Below are 14,288 nucleotides of genomic sequence, written 5' to 3' on the forward strand. Positions count from 1 at the left end.
GTAGCGCAGCCTTCTTGTTCCGGCGGCAAATTAGATTGCGGAGGTTGTGATGGACCGGCTTCAGGCCATGCAGGTGTTTACTCGCGTCGTCGATACAAGCAGCTTCACCAAGGCGGCAGAAACGCTCGGCTTGCCACGGGCGTCCGTCACGACGATCATCCAGAATCTCGAAGCGTTCCTCGGCGTGCGGCTGATGCACCGGACCACGCGCCGGCTGTCGCTGACGCCGGACGGCGCCGCGTACTACGAAAGATGCGTGCGGATCCTCGCGGACGTCGAGGAAACCGAAGCGAGCTTCCAGGCCAACAACCGGAAGCCGCACGGAAAGTTGCGTATCGACATGCCGGGTTCGATCGGGCGGCTGCTCGTGATTCCGTCGCTGTGCGAATTCCACACGCGCTATCCGGACATCGACCTGCAGCTCGGCCTGTCCGACCGTCCGGTCGACCTGCTGCAGGAAGGCGTCGACTGCGTGATCCGCGTCGGCGCGCTGCAGGATTCGTCGCTCGTCGCGCGCCGGGTCGGCCTGTTCGAAGGCGTGACGGTCGCCGCGCCCGCGTATCTCGAGCACTTCGGCGAGCCGAAGACGATCGAGGACCTGAGCCAGCACAAGGCCGTCAACTATTTCTCGAGCCGCACGGGCCGCACGATCGACTGGTCGTTCCTGATCGACGGCAAGGAAACCGAGATCAAGATGGAAAGCATCGTGTCGGTGAACGACGCGGATGCGTACGTGACCTGCGGGATCGAAGGCTTCGGGCTGATCCAGCCGCCGCTCTTCATGGTGCTGCCGCACCTGCGCGAAGGCCGGCTCAAGGAAGTACTGCCCGGCATCAAGCCGCTGCCGATGCCGATCTCTGTCGTGTATCCGCACAGCCGCCATCTGTCGCCGAAGGTGCGCGTGTTCGTCGACTGGATCGCCGAAGTGTTCGACCGCTGCCCGCTGCTGAGCGGCAAGGGCAGCCTCGACGCGACGTGCAGCAAGCGCACGTTCGAGGAAGCCGAGCGCGCGCCGGCGCTCGACACGCCGGTCATCAACGAGTGGGTCGCGTAATCGTCTGAACCAACGCGCGCGGGCTGCGAGGCCCGCGCGTCGTCCCGCCTTCGCGCCGCGTTCCCGCGCGGTGCCCGCCATCTTTCCTGAATCCGCAGCAATCCTTTGTGCCGAGCGCGGCAATCGTCCGCGTGCGTCGTCGCGCGTCGTCGTCGCATCCGTGTGAGCCCCGCTGCATGGGGCTGCCGGCGATTTCCGCATAACCCTGCAGGCCGTGCGGATGACGATTGTTCCTTTGCAACGACAAATCAATTCGCGTCTGCCGCATTTATCGCGACCGAACAGATACCTAGAGTAAACCCTGTCGCGCACCTCGTTGCGCATCGAACAGATCCCGCTTGATGGGACCGGAGCGAGCGCTGAAGCGCCAACTCCGACAGATTGGAGTTATGTCATGAACCGCCGCCACCTTCTCTCCGCCCTGGCCCTCGCACTCGCCGTGTCCGCCCCGGCCTTCGCCGATTCGGGCACGCCGCACGCCGGCGACTACGGCAACACGTCGTGGTACTCGCAGCACAACGGCCCGCGCACGCGCGCCGAAGTGAGTGCGGAAGTCGAACAGGCTCGCCGCGACGGCACGCTCGCATACCTGCGCAAGGCGACTTCGTATCCGCAAGGGCTCGAACTCGCGCAAGGCCCGTATCGCTCGATGCCGGAAAGCAACCAGCTCGCCGGCGGAGGCCGGTAAACGCGCGACGCCGCGCAGCGGGTCACCCCGTGCGCGGCGTCGCGAAACACCCATCGACGACTCGCTGAGTCAGTTAGTTGCAGGAGCACATGATGAACGACCAACTTCCTTCGCCGCTCGATCACTGGGACGACACCACGCCGGTCTGGACGCCGTTCCGTTCGGCCCCGCACCCGCATTGACCGCCGGCTGAGTCATCGTCCGGCCTCCGGCCATCAGCGGCGCGGCACGCCGTCGCGCCATTCGCCCCAGTGCGTCACGATGTCCTGCACGAGCGGATTGCCCGCGCGGTACAGGTTTTCGGTCGCTGGCGCGAAGCCGCCCTGGTCCGCGTAGTTCAGCAGGTTGTCGGCGCTCGTCTGCCCCGCATACGGCCGGTCGAAATCGGACCCCGTGCGCAGCACCGCGACGCGCGACAGGTCGACCCGCTTCACGCTCGCCGCGCGCTTGAGCGCTTCGTACGTCGCGTTGTCTTCCTGCGCGGTCATGCAGTAAGTGCCCTTGCCGTCCGTCAGGATCTTCGTCCACTGGCGCGCGCGCTCGCCGATCAGCGTGCCCGAGAACCACGTGTTGCCCGATGACGTGTCGCACTGGATCACCGTCGGCGGCCGGTTCGCCGGCGCATACGTGAACTTCGCGCGCGCGGCCTGCGCCTGCGCGCTGTCGGCGAGCACGACGTTGCGCGACAGCGCGTACGCGGCGTCGGTCAGTTGCGGATTGAGCTGGAACACTTCGGTGCGGTAGTCGAGCGGAGGCTTGTCGTTCGGGCTCTTCGTGTTGATGCCGAGAAAGCCCGTGTTCCAGCCGGACGGAATCTCGCGCGCATCGAGTTCCCACTGCAGGCTGAAATCGACGAGGTACTTCGACCACGCGGCGGACCCGACCGTGCCTTGCGCGGGGTCGACGCCCGCGATGCCGGAGATCAGGAAATACGTGCGGCGCAGATCGAAGCGCTGCGAGAACGTGAGCGCCATGATCGTCGCCGACGCGTTCGCATAGCCCATGCCGGTCGTCACCACGCACACGTCCTGCTTGTTGCAGTGAACGGCCGGATAGTCGGGCGACAAGCCCGGCACGGCGATGTCGCGCCACGGGCCGATCCGGTCGAGCCAGGCCTGGCCCTCCGGACCGAACATCGTGATGATCATGACCTTGACCGGGCGGCCCTGTGCACCGGTCTCGGCAAATGCAGTGTTGCCCGCGTTGTTGCCCTGGTTGTCCTGTGCAATCGACGGCGCGGTCGCACAGGCCGCGAGCGAGAATGCGGCGGCGGAAAGAATGGAGCGAGTCAGCATCGGCGTCCCTTGTTTCGATGATGTTGGGTGAGAACGGCTCTCGGAGACTGCGCGAAGGAGTATAGAACGGGCCCGCGCGATGCGGAACCCGGCTACGAAACGGCCAGCCGTGTTTCGTGCGACGGTGTGCGTGTTGCGCAATGGCGACGTGCGCCGTTGGTTTCCCACCGTCGCCGTGCACAGCGACCATCAGGAATGCTATCCGGTTGGCAGGAACGCATGCCCGCCGGCATATCGCCGAGCATCGCACCCGTCGAAGTCGACGTCGCCTTCGGCCGGCTCCCGAACCGCTACACGCGCACGAGCCCCGCGACGCCATAACCGAGCACGACCAGCGCGGCAACCACATGGCTCGCCGCGAGCCACCCCGGCGACTTCACGATGCGCCCGATCGCACTGCCGCCGAATGCGAACACGAGTTGCCCCGCGAGGCTGCCGGCAAACACGCATGCGGCGCCGAAAAGCCAGTGCCGATGCGCACCGGCGGCAGCCGTCGCATAGCCATAGAACAGCAGGATGGTCAGCGGATTCGCGAGCGTGACGAAGAACATCGACGTGAACGGGCGATTGCCCGGCGTCAGGACATCGCCGTCGAGCGTGCGGCGCCGGTCTCGCAGCGCCTGCCACAGCATCCATGTGCCCATCGCGAGCAACACGAGCGCACCGCCGACACGGAACAGCAACAGGTGCGACGCGAGCGTGCCCGCGAGCATCGCGCCAATCGTGAACGCGACGATCGCATAGCAGCCGTCGGCCGTCGCGACACCGACTGCCGCGCGCACGCCGCTCGCGGTGCCGGCGCGCATCCCGTAGTTCGCAATCATCAGCGCGACAGGCCCGACCGACAGCGCGATCGTCAGCCCGAACAGGAAATCGCTCACCGATCCTCGACGCCGTCAACGAAAGGCATCGATTCCAGCGGCAGCAAAATATCCGCAGGAAGAACGGTGATCAAGCTACCTCGACCCGCGCCGCCCCGTCCACCATCTCGCCGATCACGGCCGCGCGGTCGAAGCCGTCGGCGCGGAAGCACGCGAGGACTTCGTCGACGGCCTCGGGCGCGCACGCGACGAGCAGGCCGCCCGACGTCTGCGGATCGGTCAGCAGCGCCTGCGCGACGGGCGGCAGGCCGTCGGCGAGCCGCACGTCGGTGCCGTACGCGGCCCAGTTGCGGCCCGATGCGCCGGTGAACACGCCGTCGGCGACGAACGCCTCGACACCCGTGAGCCACGGCAGCGATGCGTAGTGCACACGCGCGGTGAGATGCGCGCCGCGCGCCAGTTCGAGCGTATGGCCGAGCAACCCGAAGCCCGTGACGTCGGTCAGCGCGTGCACGCCCGGCAGCGCGGCAAGCTCGGCACCCGGCCGGTTCAGCTTGGTGGTCGTCGCAACCATCTGCGCGTAGCCCGCGGCGTCGAGCTGGTTTTTCTTCAGCGCGGCAGACAGCACGCCGACGCCGAGCGGCTTGCCGAGCACGAGCACGTCGCCCGCGCGCGCGGCCGCGTTGCGCTTCACGCGCGACGGATGCACGACGCCGATCGCCGCGAGCCCGTAGATCGGCTCGACCGAATCGATCGAATGGCCGCCCGCGACCGGAATGCCGGCGTCCGCACACACCGATTCGCCGCCGCGCAGCACGGCCGCGATCGTCTCGTGCGGCAACACGTTGATCGGCATCCCGACCAGCGCGAGCGCGAGGATCGGCTTGCCGCCCATCGCGTAGACGTCGGACAGCGCGTTGGTCGCCGCGATGCGGCCGAAGTCGAACGGATCGTCGACGATCGGCATGAAGAAGTCGGTGGTCGCGACGATCGCCTGCTCGTCGTTCAGGCGGTACACGGCCGCGTCGTCGGACGTCTCGGTGCCGACCAGCAGGTCCGGGAACAGCGCGGGCGGCGTCGCGCGCTTCAGCAGTTCGGACAGCACGCCCGGTGCGATCTTGCAGCCGCAACCGCCCCCATGCGAGAGGCTCGTGAGGCGCGGAACGGCAGGCTGGGCTTGGGTGGCTTCGGTCATCGTCGGCATCCGGTGAATAACAACACGCCATTATCGACAATTCCGCGCGAGCGCGCCCGATACCCACATAATCGTCGGCGCCTGCCCTCGTCCGCCCCTCGTTCATGGATCACCTGTTCATCGGCCTCGTGCTGTGCTCGGCGCTGCTGCACGCCATCTGGAATGCGTTCCTGCACGTCAGCGAGGACCGGCTCGTCCAGCTCGGCACGATGTCGCTGCCGTATCTCGCGTTCGGCATCGCCGGCGCCGCGCTGCTGCCCGCGCCGGCGCCCGCCGCCTGGCCGTATGTCGTCGCATCGGCCGCGCTCGAGGTCGCGTACTGCTTCACGCTCGCGCGCGCATATCGCAGCGGCGAGTTCGGGCAGATCTATCCGATTGCGCGCGGGATGTCGCCGCTGCTCGTATCGGTGCTCGCGTTCGCGGTGCTGCACGAGCGGCCGACGCCGTTCGGCTTCGCCGGCATCGCGCTCGTGTCGTTCGGCATCATGTCGCTCGCGCTGCGCCGCGGCTTCAGGTTCTCCGGGGAAGGCGTGCCGTATGCGCTGCTCACGGGCGTGTTCATCGCCGCGTATTCGATCTGCGACGGGATCGGCTCGCGCGTATCCGGCAGCGCGCTCGGCTACATCGCGTGGGTGTACCTGCTGTGGAGCGTGCCGCAGCTCGTGCTCGTCTGCGCGGTGCGCGGCGGCCCGCGCGCGGTGCTCGGCTCGCGCACCGCGCTCAAGCAGGGCGCGATCGCCGGCACGATCTCGCTCGCGGCGTATGCGATCGTGATCCTCGCGTACCGGCACCTGCCGGTCGCGACCGTGTCGGCGCTGCGCGAAACGAGCTCGATCTTCGCGGTCGCGATCGGCTGGTTCGTGATGCGCGAACGGCCCGGCGCGCAGCGGCTCGCCGCATGCGCGCTGGTTGTGGCGGGTGCGGTGCTGATCCGGTTGTAGGCGCGCGGGCCGACGACCTTCGTCGCACCACCGCCCGCCCGTACGTTCCATCCGCGCCACGGGGAGACGGTGGCGATCGACTCGCACTGCTCCGCGACGCAGCGACACCGTCGACCATCAAGCAGCCACCGCCGCCCCGCCGAACGCCCGCTCGTCGATCGCCTCGGCGAGCGTCGCGAATGCCGGCGCGATCTCGTCCTCCGGCACGCATGCATAGCCGAGCAGCAGCCCCGACGCCGCGCGCCCGCGCTCCGCGTAATAGCCGGACAACGGCCGCACGACGATATTGCGTTCGAGCGCGGCCTGCGCGACCGCGCGATCGTCGACACCTTCCGGCAATTGCGTGACGAGATGCAGCCCCGCGTCGCTGCCGAGCGCCTGCAGCGTGTCGCCGTAGCGGCGCGCGACCGCATCGAGCAGCACCTCGCGGCGTTGCCCGTACAGCGTGCGCATCTTGCGGATATGCGACACGAAGTGCCCTTCCGCGATGAATTCGGCGAGCACGGCCTGCTGCAGCAACTGCCCTTCGCGATACAGCTCCGCGCTCGCGGTCGCGAAGCTTTCCGCGAGCGGCTCCGGCGCGACCAGGTAGCCGACCCGCAGCCCGGGGAACAGCGTCTTGCCGAAACTGCCGACGTAGATCACCTGCCCGGCCGTATCGAGGCCCTGCAGCGACGCGAGCGGCCGGCTGCCGTAGCGGAATTCGCTGTCGTAATCGTCCTCGATGATCCAGCAGCCGTGCTGGCGCGCATATTCGAGCAGCATCCGCCGCCGCGCGAGGCTCATCACCATCCCGAGCGGATACTGGTGCGACGGCGTGACGAGCATCAGCTTCGGCGGTTCGGCGAGATCGGCGGCCGACGGCGCGATGCCTTCGTCGTCGACCGGGATCGGCCGCGTGGTCAGCCCCGACACGTTCAGCACGCTGCGCACACCCCAGTAGCACGGGTCCTCGGTCCAGATCGCGTCGCCCGGGTCGGTCAGCAGCCGCACCGCGAGGTCGATCGACTGGTGGATGCCGGTCGTGATCACGATCTGCTCGGGCGTGCAGCGCACCGAGCGCGACGTGCGCAGGTAGTCGGCCAGCGCCTCGCGCAGCAGCGCGAGCCCGCCGCCCGGCGCATAGGTCAGCAGGTCGGGGCGCAGGCGCCGCCAGTACTTGTTGTGCAGCCGCGTCCACACGCGCGCCGGAAATCGCGACACATCGGGCACGCCCGGCATGAACGCGCCGCCCTGGCGCTTCGACACGCCGGCCCCTTCGACCAGCCGCGTGCCGCGTGCGGACAGCCGCCGCGCGGACGGCACCACGACGGCCGGGCCGGCCGCCGCGTCGGGCGGCGCACCGACGATCTCGTCCGGCGCGCTGTCGGCGACGAACGTGCCGCGGCCCGTCGCCGAGTTCACATAACCTTCGAGCGCAAGCTGTTCGTAAACCTGCGTGACCGTGTTGCGCGCGATCCCGAGCTCGGCGGCCAAGAGCCGCGACGACGGCACGCGCGTGCCGGCCGGCAGTTCGCGCGACAGGATCGCCTGTTGCAGCAACCGGTGAAGCTGCCGGTAGATCGGCTGTTCGCCGCCGCGCACGAGGCGCTGCGCCAGCCAGTCCGACAACACGCTCGCGCGCATGATTGGCTCCTGAATATTTATTGAAATGGCTCTGATTGCCAGAGCCAAATGTGATTATAGTCGCCTCCATGGGCTGTCAACGCGCCCGATTTTCTACTCACCGGAAAGAACATCAAGGAGATGACCGTGAAGAATGCCGACCTGCAGGCCCGCAAGAACGCCGCTACCCCGCGCGGCGTCGGCGTGATGTGCGATTTCTACGCAGCCCGCGCCGAGAACGCGGAACTGTGGGATGTCGAAGGCCGCCGCTTCATCGATTTCGCCGCCGGCATCGCGGTGCTGAACACGGGCCACCGCCACCCGAAGATCGTCAAGGCGATCTCGGATCAGCTGAACAACTTCACGCACACCGCTTACCAGATCGTCCCGTACGCGTCGTACGTCGAGCTGGCCGAGAAGATCAACGCACGCGCGCCTGGCGACTTCCCGAAGAAGACCGCGTTCTTCACGACCGGCGCCGAAGCCGTCGAGAACGCGATCAAGATCGCGCGCGCCGCCACCGGCCGTCCGGGCGTCATCGCGTTCTCGGGCGGCTTCCACGGCCGCACGATGATGGGCATGGCGCTGACCGGCAAGGTCGCCCCGTACAAGCTGAACTTCGGCCCGTTCCCGGGCGACGTGTTCCACGCACCGTACCCGACCGCGCTGCACGGCGTGACGACGGCCGACTCGATCAAGGCGATCGAGATGCTGTTCAAGGCCGACATCGATCCGAAGCGCGTCGCCGCAATCATCTTCGAACCGGTCCAGGGCGAAGGCGGCTTCAACCCGGCGCCGGCCGAATTCGTGCGCGCGCTGCGCAAGATCTGTAACGAGCACGGCATCCTGCTGATCGCCGACGAAGTCCAGACCGGCTTCGCGCGTACCGGCAAGCTGTTCGCGATGCAGCACTACGACGTGCTGGCCGACCTGATCACGATGGCGAAGAGCCTCGCGGGCGGTATGCCGCTGTCGGGCGTCGTCGGCCGTGCCGACGTGATGGACGCGGCAGCGCCCGGCGGCCTCGGCGGCACGTACGCGGGCAACCCGCTGGCGGTCGCGTCGGCGCACGCGGTGCTCGAGATCATCGACGAAGAGAAGCTGTGCGAACGCGCCACGCAACTCGGCGACGTGCTGAAGGCGAAGCTGAACGCGCTGCAGGCCGACGTGCCGCAGATCGCCGACGTGCGCGGCCCGGGCGCGATGGTCGCGGTCGAGTTCCTGAAGCCGGGCTCGGGCGAGCCGGACGCGGAATTCACGAAGCGCGTGCAGGCGCGTACGCTCGAGCGCGGCCTGCTGCTGCTCGTATGCGGCGTGTACTCGAACGTCGTGCGCTTCCTGTTCCCGCTGACGATCCCGCAGGCCGTGTTCGACGAAGCGCTCGTGATCCTCGAGGAAGTGCTGAAGGAAACGGTCGGCGTGCCGGCCTGAGTTCCCGTCAACTGAATGTGCCGCCGCCGTCGTCAGGACGGCGGCGGCCGTTTCGTCCTTCATCTTCAACGCAGGCTACATACACATGAGCACGGTTCAGGAAACCCTGGCACTGAAAGATCCGTCGCTGTTCCGCCAGCAGGCGTACGTCAACGGCGAATGGCAAAACGCATCGAACGGCGAGACGTTCGAAGTCCGCAATCCGGCGACGGGCGGCCTGCTCGGCACCGTGCCCGCGATGGGCACGGCCGAGACGCGTCACGCGATCGACGCCGCGAACGCCGCATGGCCGGCGTGGCGCAAGAAGACCGCGAAGGAACGCGCGGCGATCCTGCGCAAGTGGCACGACCTGATGATGGAAAACGCCGACGACCTCGCGCTGATCCTGACGACCGAGCAGGGCAAGTCGCTGGCCGAGGCGAAGGGCGAGATCGGCTATGCGGCGTCGTTCCTCGAGTGGTTCGCGGAAGAAGGCAAGCGCGTGTACGGCGACACGATCCCGACGCCGGCGAGCGACAAGCGCATCGTCGTGACGAAGGAAGCGATCGGCGTGTGCGCGGCGATCACGCCGTGGAACTTCCCGGCGGCGATGATCACGCGCAAGGTCGGCCCGGCGCTCGCCGCAGGCTGCCCGATCGTCGTGAAGCCGGCCGAGGCCACGCCGTTCTCCGCGCTCGCGATGGCCGTGCTGGCCGAGCGCGCGGGCGTGCCGGCCGGCGTGTTCAGTGTCGTCACGGGCGACCCGAAGGCGATCGGCGGCGAACTGACGTCGAACCCGATCGTGCGCAAGCTGTCGTTCACCGGCTCGACGCCGGTCGGCCGCCTGCTGATGGCGCAGTGCGCGGCGACGGTCAAGAAGGTATCGCTGGAGCTCGGCGGCAACGCGCCGTTCATCGTGTTCGACGACGCCGATCTCGATGCGGCCGTGCAGGGCGCGATCGCATCGAAATACCGCAACAGCGGCCAGACCTGCGTGTGCACGAACCGCTTCTACGTGCATGAAGCCGTGTACGACCAGTTCGCGCAGAAGCTCGCGGCGGCGGTCGGCCAGCTGAAGGTCGGTCGCGGCACCGAGCCGGGCGTGACGCAAGGCCCGTTGATCAACGAAGCGGCCGTGCTGAAGGTCGAAGCACACATCGAGGACGCGCTCGCGAAGGGCGCGACCGTCGTGACGGGCGGCAAGCGCCACGCGCTCGGCCACGGCTTCTTCGAGCCGACCGTGCTGACGGGTGTCACGCCGGCGATGAAGGTCGCGAAGGAAGAGACGTTCGGGCCGCTCGCGCCGCTGTTCAAGTTCGGCAGCGACGACGAGGTGATCCGCCTCGCGAACGACACCGAGTTCGGTCTGGCCGCTTACTTCTACAGCCGCGACATCGGTCGCGTGTGGAAGGTCGCCGAAGCGCTCGAATACGGGATGGTCGGCGTGAACACGGGCCTGATCTCGAACGAAGTCGCGCCGTTCGGCGGCGTCAAGCAGTCGGGACTCGGTCGCGAAGGTTCGCACTACGGCATCGACGACTACGTCGTGATCAAGTACCTCTGCCTCGCCGTGTGACGGTTCAGGGCCTGTCGCTTCGGTGACGGGCCCTGACCGCCCGGCCGGAACCGGGCGGTCCGACGCGGGCCGGTGCCCCTCTCCGCCGCGCCCGCGTCGCCTCTCCTCCCCGCGATTAGCGGAACACGTTCACCGCATCCACGAGCCGCGTCGCCTGCTGTTTCAGGCTCTCCGACGCCGCCGTGCTCTGCTCGACGAGCGCCGCGTTCTGCTGCGTGATGTTGTCCAGGTGCACGACCGCCTGATCGACCTGCGCAACCCCCGTGCTTTGCTCGGCCGTCGACGAGCTGATCTCCGCGATCAGGTCCGACACGCGCTTCACCTGCGTGACGATGTCCTCCATCGTCTTGCCCGCGCCGTCGACGATCCGCGCGCCCGATTCGACCCGCTCGACGCTCGCGCCGATCAGCGTCTTGATCTCCTTCGCCGCGTTCGCGCTGCGCTGCGCGAGCGCCCGCACCTCGCCCGCGACCACCGCGAAGCCGCGTCCTTGATCACCCGCACGCGCGGCCTCGACTGCGGCGTTCAACGCGAGGATGTTGGTCTGGAACGCGATGCCGTCGATCACGCCGATGATGTCCGCGATCTTGCGCGAGCTGTCGGTAATGTCGTTCATCGTCGCGACGACCTCGCTCACCGCCTGCCCGCCGCGCCCGGCCGCCTCACTCGCCGACACCGACAACTGATTTGCCTGCAGCGCCGTCTCCGCGTTGCTCGACACGGTCGCCGTCATCTCGGCCATCGACGCGGCCGTTTCCTGCACGCTCGACGCCGCCTGCTCGGTGCGCGCGCTCAGGTCGTTGTTGCCCTGCGCGATCTCGTTGCTCGCGCGCTGCACGTTGTGCACCTGTTCGCTGACGTCGTCGACGAGCCAGCGGAACATCAGCCCGAGCTGGTTGATCGTGCGCAGCGTCATCCCGATCTCGTCGACGCGGTTCATCCGCACGCCGCTGCGGCTCTCGCCGGTCGCGACGCGCAACGCCTCGCCGTGCAACTGCATGAGCGGCCGCGCGATCTGCGCATCGAGCCACAGGCCCGCGGCAACGGCGGCGCCTGCCGTTACCGCCGCGAACGCCGCCAGCGGGCCGGCGGCCAGCCCGCATGCCCAGCCGCCGGCCACCACCACCGGCGCGAGTACGCACAGCGACGCATGAAGCCGCGCGCGCACCGACATCGTCTGGAACAGCGACGTGAAGCCCGCAATGCCCTTGCGGACGATCAGCCCCTTGTGAAAATGCCGGTTGCCCGCACGCCCTTCGCGGAACTCCTTGTACAGCGCCTCGGCAGCGGCGATCTCGTCGCGCGACGCTTTCGTGCGCACCGACATATAGCCCTTCGGCTGCCCGCTGCGCATCACCGGCACCGCGTTCGCGCGCACCCAGTAATGGTCCCCGTTCTTGCGGCGGTTCTTCACGAGCGCGGTCCACGGCTCGCCGCCCTTGAGCGTCGCCCACATGTCGGCGAATGCCTCCTTCGGCATGTCCGGGTGGCGCACCACGTTGTGCGGCTGACCTTCGATCTCGTCGGGAGAAAATCCGCTGACCTGGATGAATGCCGCATTCGCGTACGTGATATGGCTGTCGGCATCGGTTGTCGACATCAGCGTCGCATCGTCGGGGAAATCGAATTCGCGTTGCGTGACGGGCTGGTTATTGCGCATGGTGTGGAGGAGCTCCGGGTAGCGGATCTTGCGCCCGCTTGTCGATTGATTCGAGACCCCCGCGCATTGCGGTCGATCCGCAAGCGCGTGGGTCATGCTCCTGCACTTTCGGCAAATTCGGCGAAAACATTATGCCGTATTCGGGAAAATATGCATTAAATGTGCATCAACTGGTTTTCACCAAATAATTTGTTTATTGATGAAATTAAACCCCAGGCCAGGCAACGGTTTGACGGGTATTCGTCTGATCATTACGCGCAATCCCTTCGGCTCGATTCAATGCATAAACGCAAAATATGAAATACGAATATTTCTCGTTTGGCGTATTTCGATTGAATCGGAAAACCTGAACGCGCATTGCGCGCGATGGCCGCAATTCATTGATCGGGCACGCAGTCGCGCGCGCCCCCGACGATCACCTGAACACGTTCACCGCATCGACCAGCCGCGTCGCCTGCTGTTTCAGGCTTTCCGACGCCGCCGTGCTCTGCTCGACGAGCGCCGCGTTCTGCTGCGTGATGTTGTCCAGGTGCACGACCGCCTGATCGACCTGCGCGACGCCCGTGCTTTGCTCGGCCGTCGACGAGCTGATCTCCGCGATCAGGTCCGACACGCGCTTCACCTGCGTGACGATGTCCTCCATCGTCTTGCCCGCGCCGTCGACGATCCGCGCGCCCGATTCGACCCGCTCGACGCTCGCGCCGATCAGCGTCTTGATCTCCTTCGCCGCGTTCGCGCTGCGCTGCGCGAGCGCCCGCACCTCGCCCGCGACCACCGCGAAGCCGCGCCCCTGTTCACCCGCACGCGCGGCCTCGACTGCCGCGTTCAACGCGAGGATGTTGGTCTGGAACGCGATCCCGTCGATCACGCCGATGATGTCCGCGATCTTGCGCGAGCTGTCGGTGATGTCGTTCATCGTCGCGACGACCTCGCTCACCGCCTGCCCGCCGCGCCCGGCCGCTTCACTGGCCGACACCGACAACTGATTCGCCTGCAGCGCCGTCTCCGCGTTGCTCGACACGGTCGCCGTCATCTCGGCCATCGACGCGGCTGTTTCCTGCACGCTCGACGCCGCCTGTTCGGTACGCGCGCTCAGGTCGTTGTTGCCCTGCGCGATCTCGTTGCTCGCGCGCTGTACGTTGTGCACCTGTTCGCTGACGTCGTCGACGAGCCAGCGGAACATCAGCCCGAGCTGGTTGAGCGTGCGCAGCGTCATGCCGATCTCGTCGACGCGGTTCATCCGCACGCCGCGCCGGCTCTCGCCGGTCGCGACGTTCAGCGCCTGGTCGTGCAGCTGCTGCAGCGGCCGCACGATTTGCGCGTCGAGCCACAGCCCGGCCGCCGCCGCCACGCCGACTGTCGCGCCGGCAAACGCCGCGAGCCCGGCGCCGGCCAGCCCGCATGCCCAGCCCGCGCCGATGACAGCCGGCGCCAGTACGCATAGCGCCGAATGAACGCGCGCACGCACCGACATCGTCTGCGACAGCGACGCAATGCGCAGCAGCCCGGTGCGGATGACCAGCCCCTTGTGGAACCGGCGCTGGCCGGCCTTGCCTTGACGAAACGCGCGATACAGCGCATCGGCGGACTCGGTCTCGTCGCGCGGCGCCCTCGTGCGCACCGACATGTAGCCCTGCGGCTCGCCGTTGCGCATCACCGGGATCGCGTTCGCACGCACCCAGTAATGATCGCCGTTCTTGCGGCGGTTCTTCACGAGCGCGGTCCACGGCTCGCCGCGCCGGAGCGTCGCCCACATGTCGGCGAACGCCTCCTTCGGCATGTCCGGGTGGCGCACCGCGTTGTGCGGCTGGCCGACGAGCTCCTCGTTCGAGAAGCCGCTCACCTGCGCGAACGTCGTGTTCGCGTACGTGATGGTGCCGTCGGCATCGGTCGTCGACATCAGCGTGACGTCGTCGGGAAAATCGAATTCTTGTTGGGTAACGGGCTGGTTGTTGCGCATGCAAGGCTCCGAAAGGCGGATCTGTCGTCCGCGTCGCGCTGAAATCGCGCTCAGTAGCCGAAAAACGGTTTATCGCTTTACGA

General features: G+C 67.5%; 11 protein-coding genes. 5 read left to right on the plus strand and 6 right to left on the minus strand.

Annotated elements, in window-relative coordinates:
• The first annotated feature begins 49 nt into the window (after window positions 1-49).
• Both ceoR and BT264_RS29735 read left to right on the plus strand, forming a co-directional pair.
• Complete coding sequence (gene ceoR, locus BT264_RS29730; RefSeq protein ID WP_072444546.1) at window positions 50-1,054, plus strand: putative multidrug efflux transcriptional regulator CeoR; 1,005 nt, start codon at window positions 50-52, stop codon at window positions 1,052-1,054.
• 394 nt (window positions 1,055-1,448) lie between these two features.
• A complete protein-coding gene (locus tag BT264_RS29735) occupies window positions 1,449-1,742 on the plus strand; it encodes a DUF4148 domain-containing protein (RefSeq protein ID WP_072444545.1) in 294 nt (97 codons plus the stop codon).
• Window positions 1,743-1,957: 215 nt separating this feature from the next.
• On the opposite strand, the gene BT264_RS29740 is transcribed toward BT264_RS29735, so the two are convergent.
• From BT264_RS29740 to selD, 3 genes are all read right to left on the minus strand, one after another.
• Window positions 1,958-3,037: a purine-nucleoside phosphorylase gene (locus tag BT264_RS29740; protein WP_034181744.1), complete on the minus strand. Its 1,080-nt coding sequence runs from the start codon at window positions 3,035-3,037 to the stop codon at window positions 1,958-1,960.
• Between the two features lie 290 nt (window positions 3,038-3,327).
• Window positions 3,328-3,918 (minus strand): LysE family translocator, encoded by a 591-nt coding sequence (locus BT264_RS29745; RefSeq protein WP_072444544.1) that lies wholly within the window; start codon window positions 3,916-3,918, stop codon window positions 3,328-3,330.
• A 70-nt stretch (window positions 3,919-3,988) separates the two neighbouring features.
• Window positions 3,989-5,053, minus strand: coding sequence for a selenide, water dikinase SelD (selD, locus tag BT264_RS29750; protein ID WP_083534240.1), 1,065 nt, complete (start codon window positions 5,051-5,053; stop codon window positions 3,989-3,991).
• 104 nt (window positions 5,054-5,157) lie between these two features.
• Between selD and BT264_RS29755 the strand changes: the two genes are divergently transcribed.
• A complete protein-coding gene (locus BT264_RS29755; protein WP_072444542.1) occupies window positions 5,158-5,994 on the plus strand; it encodes a DMT family transporter in 837 nt (278 codons plus the stop codon).
• A 117-nt stretch (window positions 5,995-6,111) separates the two neighbouring features.
• Here BT264_RS29755 and BT264_RS29760 read toward each other — a convergent pair whose 3' ends face one another.
• Window positions 6,112-7,620, minus strand: coding sequence for a MocR-like pyridoxine biosynthesis transcription factor PdxR (locus BT264_RS29760; RefSeq protein ID WP_072444541.1), 1,509 nt, complete (start codon window positions 7,618-7,620; stop codon window positions 6,112-6,114).
• Between the two features lie 126 nt (window positions 7,621-7,746).
• Here BT264_RS29760 and BT264_RS29765 point away from each other — a divergent pair, with 126 nt between their 5' ends.
• Together BT264_RS29765 and gabD are read left to right on the plus strand one after the other, a co-directional pair.
• Window positions 7,747-9,030: a 4-aminobutyrate--2-oxoglutarate transaminase gene (locus tag BT264_RS29765; RefSeq protein WP_110281414.1), complete on the plus strand. Its 1,284-nt coding sequence runs from the start codon at window positions 7,747-7,749 to the stop codon at window positions 9,028-9,030.
• 85 nt (window positions 9,031-9,115) lie between these two features.
• A complete protein-coding gene (gene gabD, locus BT264_RS29770) occupies window positions 9,116-10,585 on the plus strand; it encodes an NADP-dependent succinate-semialdehyde dehydrogenase (RefSeq protein WP_072444539.1) in 1,470 nt (489 codons plus the stop codon).
• A 115-nt stretch (window positions 10,586-10,700) separates the two neighbouring features.
• On the opposite strand, the gene BT264_RS29775 is transcribed toward gabD, so the two are convergent.
• Both BT264_RS29775 and BT264_RS29780 read right to left on the minus strand, forming a co-directional pair.
• A complete protein-coding gene (locus tag BT264_RS29775; RefSeq protein WP_072467056.1) occupies window positions 10,701-12,245 on the minus strand; it encodes a methyl-accepting chemotaxis protein in 1,545 nt (514 codons plus the stop codon).
• 415 nt (window positions 12,246-12,660) lie between these two features.
• Complete coding sequence (locus BT264_RS29780) at window positions 12,661-14,205, minus strand: methyl-accepting chemotaxis protein (RefSeq protein WP_072467057.1); 1,545 nt, start codon at window positions 14,203-14,205, stop codon at window positions 12,661-12,663.
• Window positions 14,206-14,288: the final 83 nt, after the last annotated feature.

The organism is Burkholderia sp. NFPP32 (assembly GCF_900119325.1).
GTDB lineage: Bacteria > Pseudomonadota > Gammaproteobacteria > Burkholderiales > Burkholderiaceae > Burkholderia > Burkholderia pyrrocinia_C.

Coding starts and splice junctions, on each gene's coding strand:
- ceoR (WP_072444546.1), top strand. CDS start 50: ATGGACCGGCTTCAGGCCATGCAGGTGTTTACTCGCGTCGTCGATACA.
- BT264_RS29735 (WP_072444545.1), top strand. CDS start 1,449: ATGAACCGCCGCCACCTTCTCTCCGCCCTGGCCCTCGCACTCGCCGTG.
- BT264_RS29740 (WP_034181744.1), bottom strand. CDS start 3,037: ATGCTGACTCGCTCCATTCTTTCCGCCGCCGCATTCTCGCTCGCGGCC.
- selD (WP_083534240.1), bottom strand. CDS start 5,053: ATGACCGAAGCCACCCAAGCCCAGCCTGCCGTTCCGCGCCTCACGAGC.
- BT264_RS29755 (WP_072444542.1), top strand. CDS start 5,158: ATGGATCACCTGTTCATCGGCCTCGTGCTGTGCTCGGCGCTGCTGCAC.
- BT264_RS29760 (WP_072444541.1), bottom strand. CDS start 7,620: ATGCGCGCGAGCGTGTTGTCGGACTGGCTGGCGCAGCGCCTCGTGCGC.
- gabD (WP_072444539.1), top strand. CDS start 9,116: ATGAGCACGGTTCAGGAAACCCTGGCACTGAAAGATCCGTCGCTGTTC.
- BT264_RS29775 (WP_072467056.1), bottom strand. CDS start 12,245: ATGCGCAATAACCAGCCCGTCACGCAACGCGAATTCGATTTCCCCGAC.
- BT264_RS29780 (WP_072467057.1), bottom strand. CDS start 14,205: ATGCGCAACAACCAGCCCGTTACCCAACAAGAATTCGATTTTCCCGAC.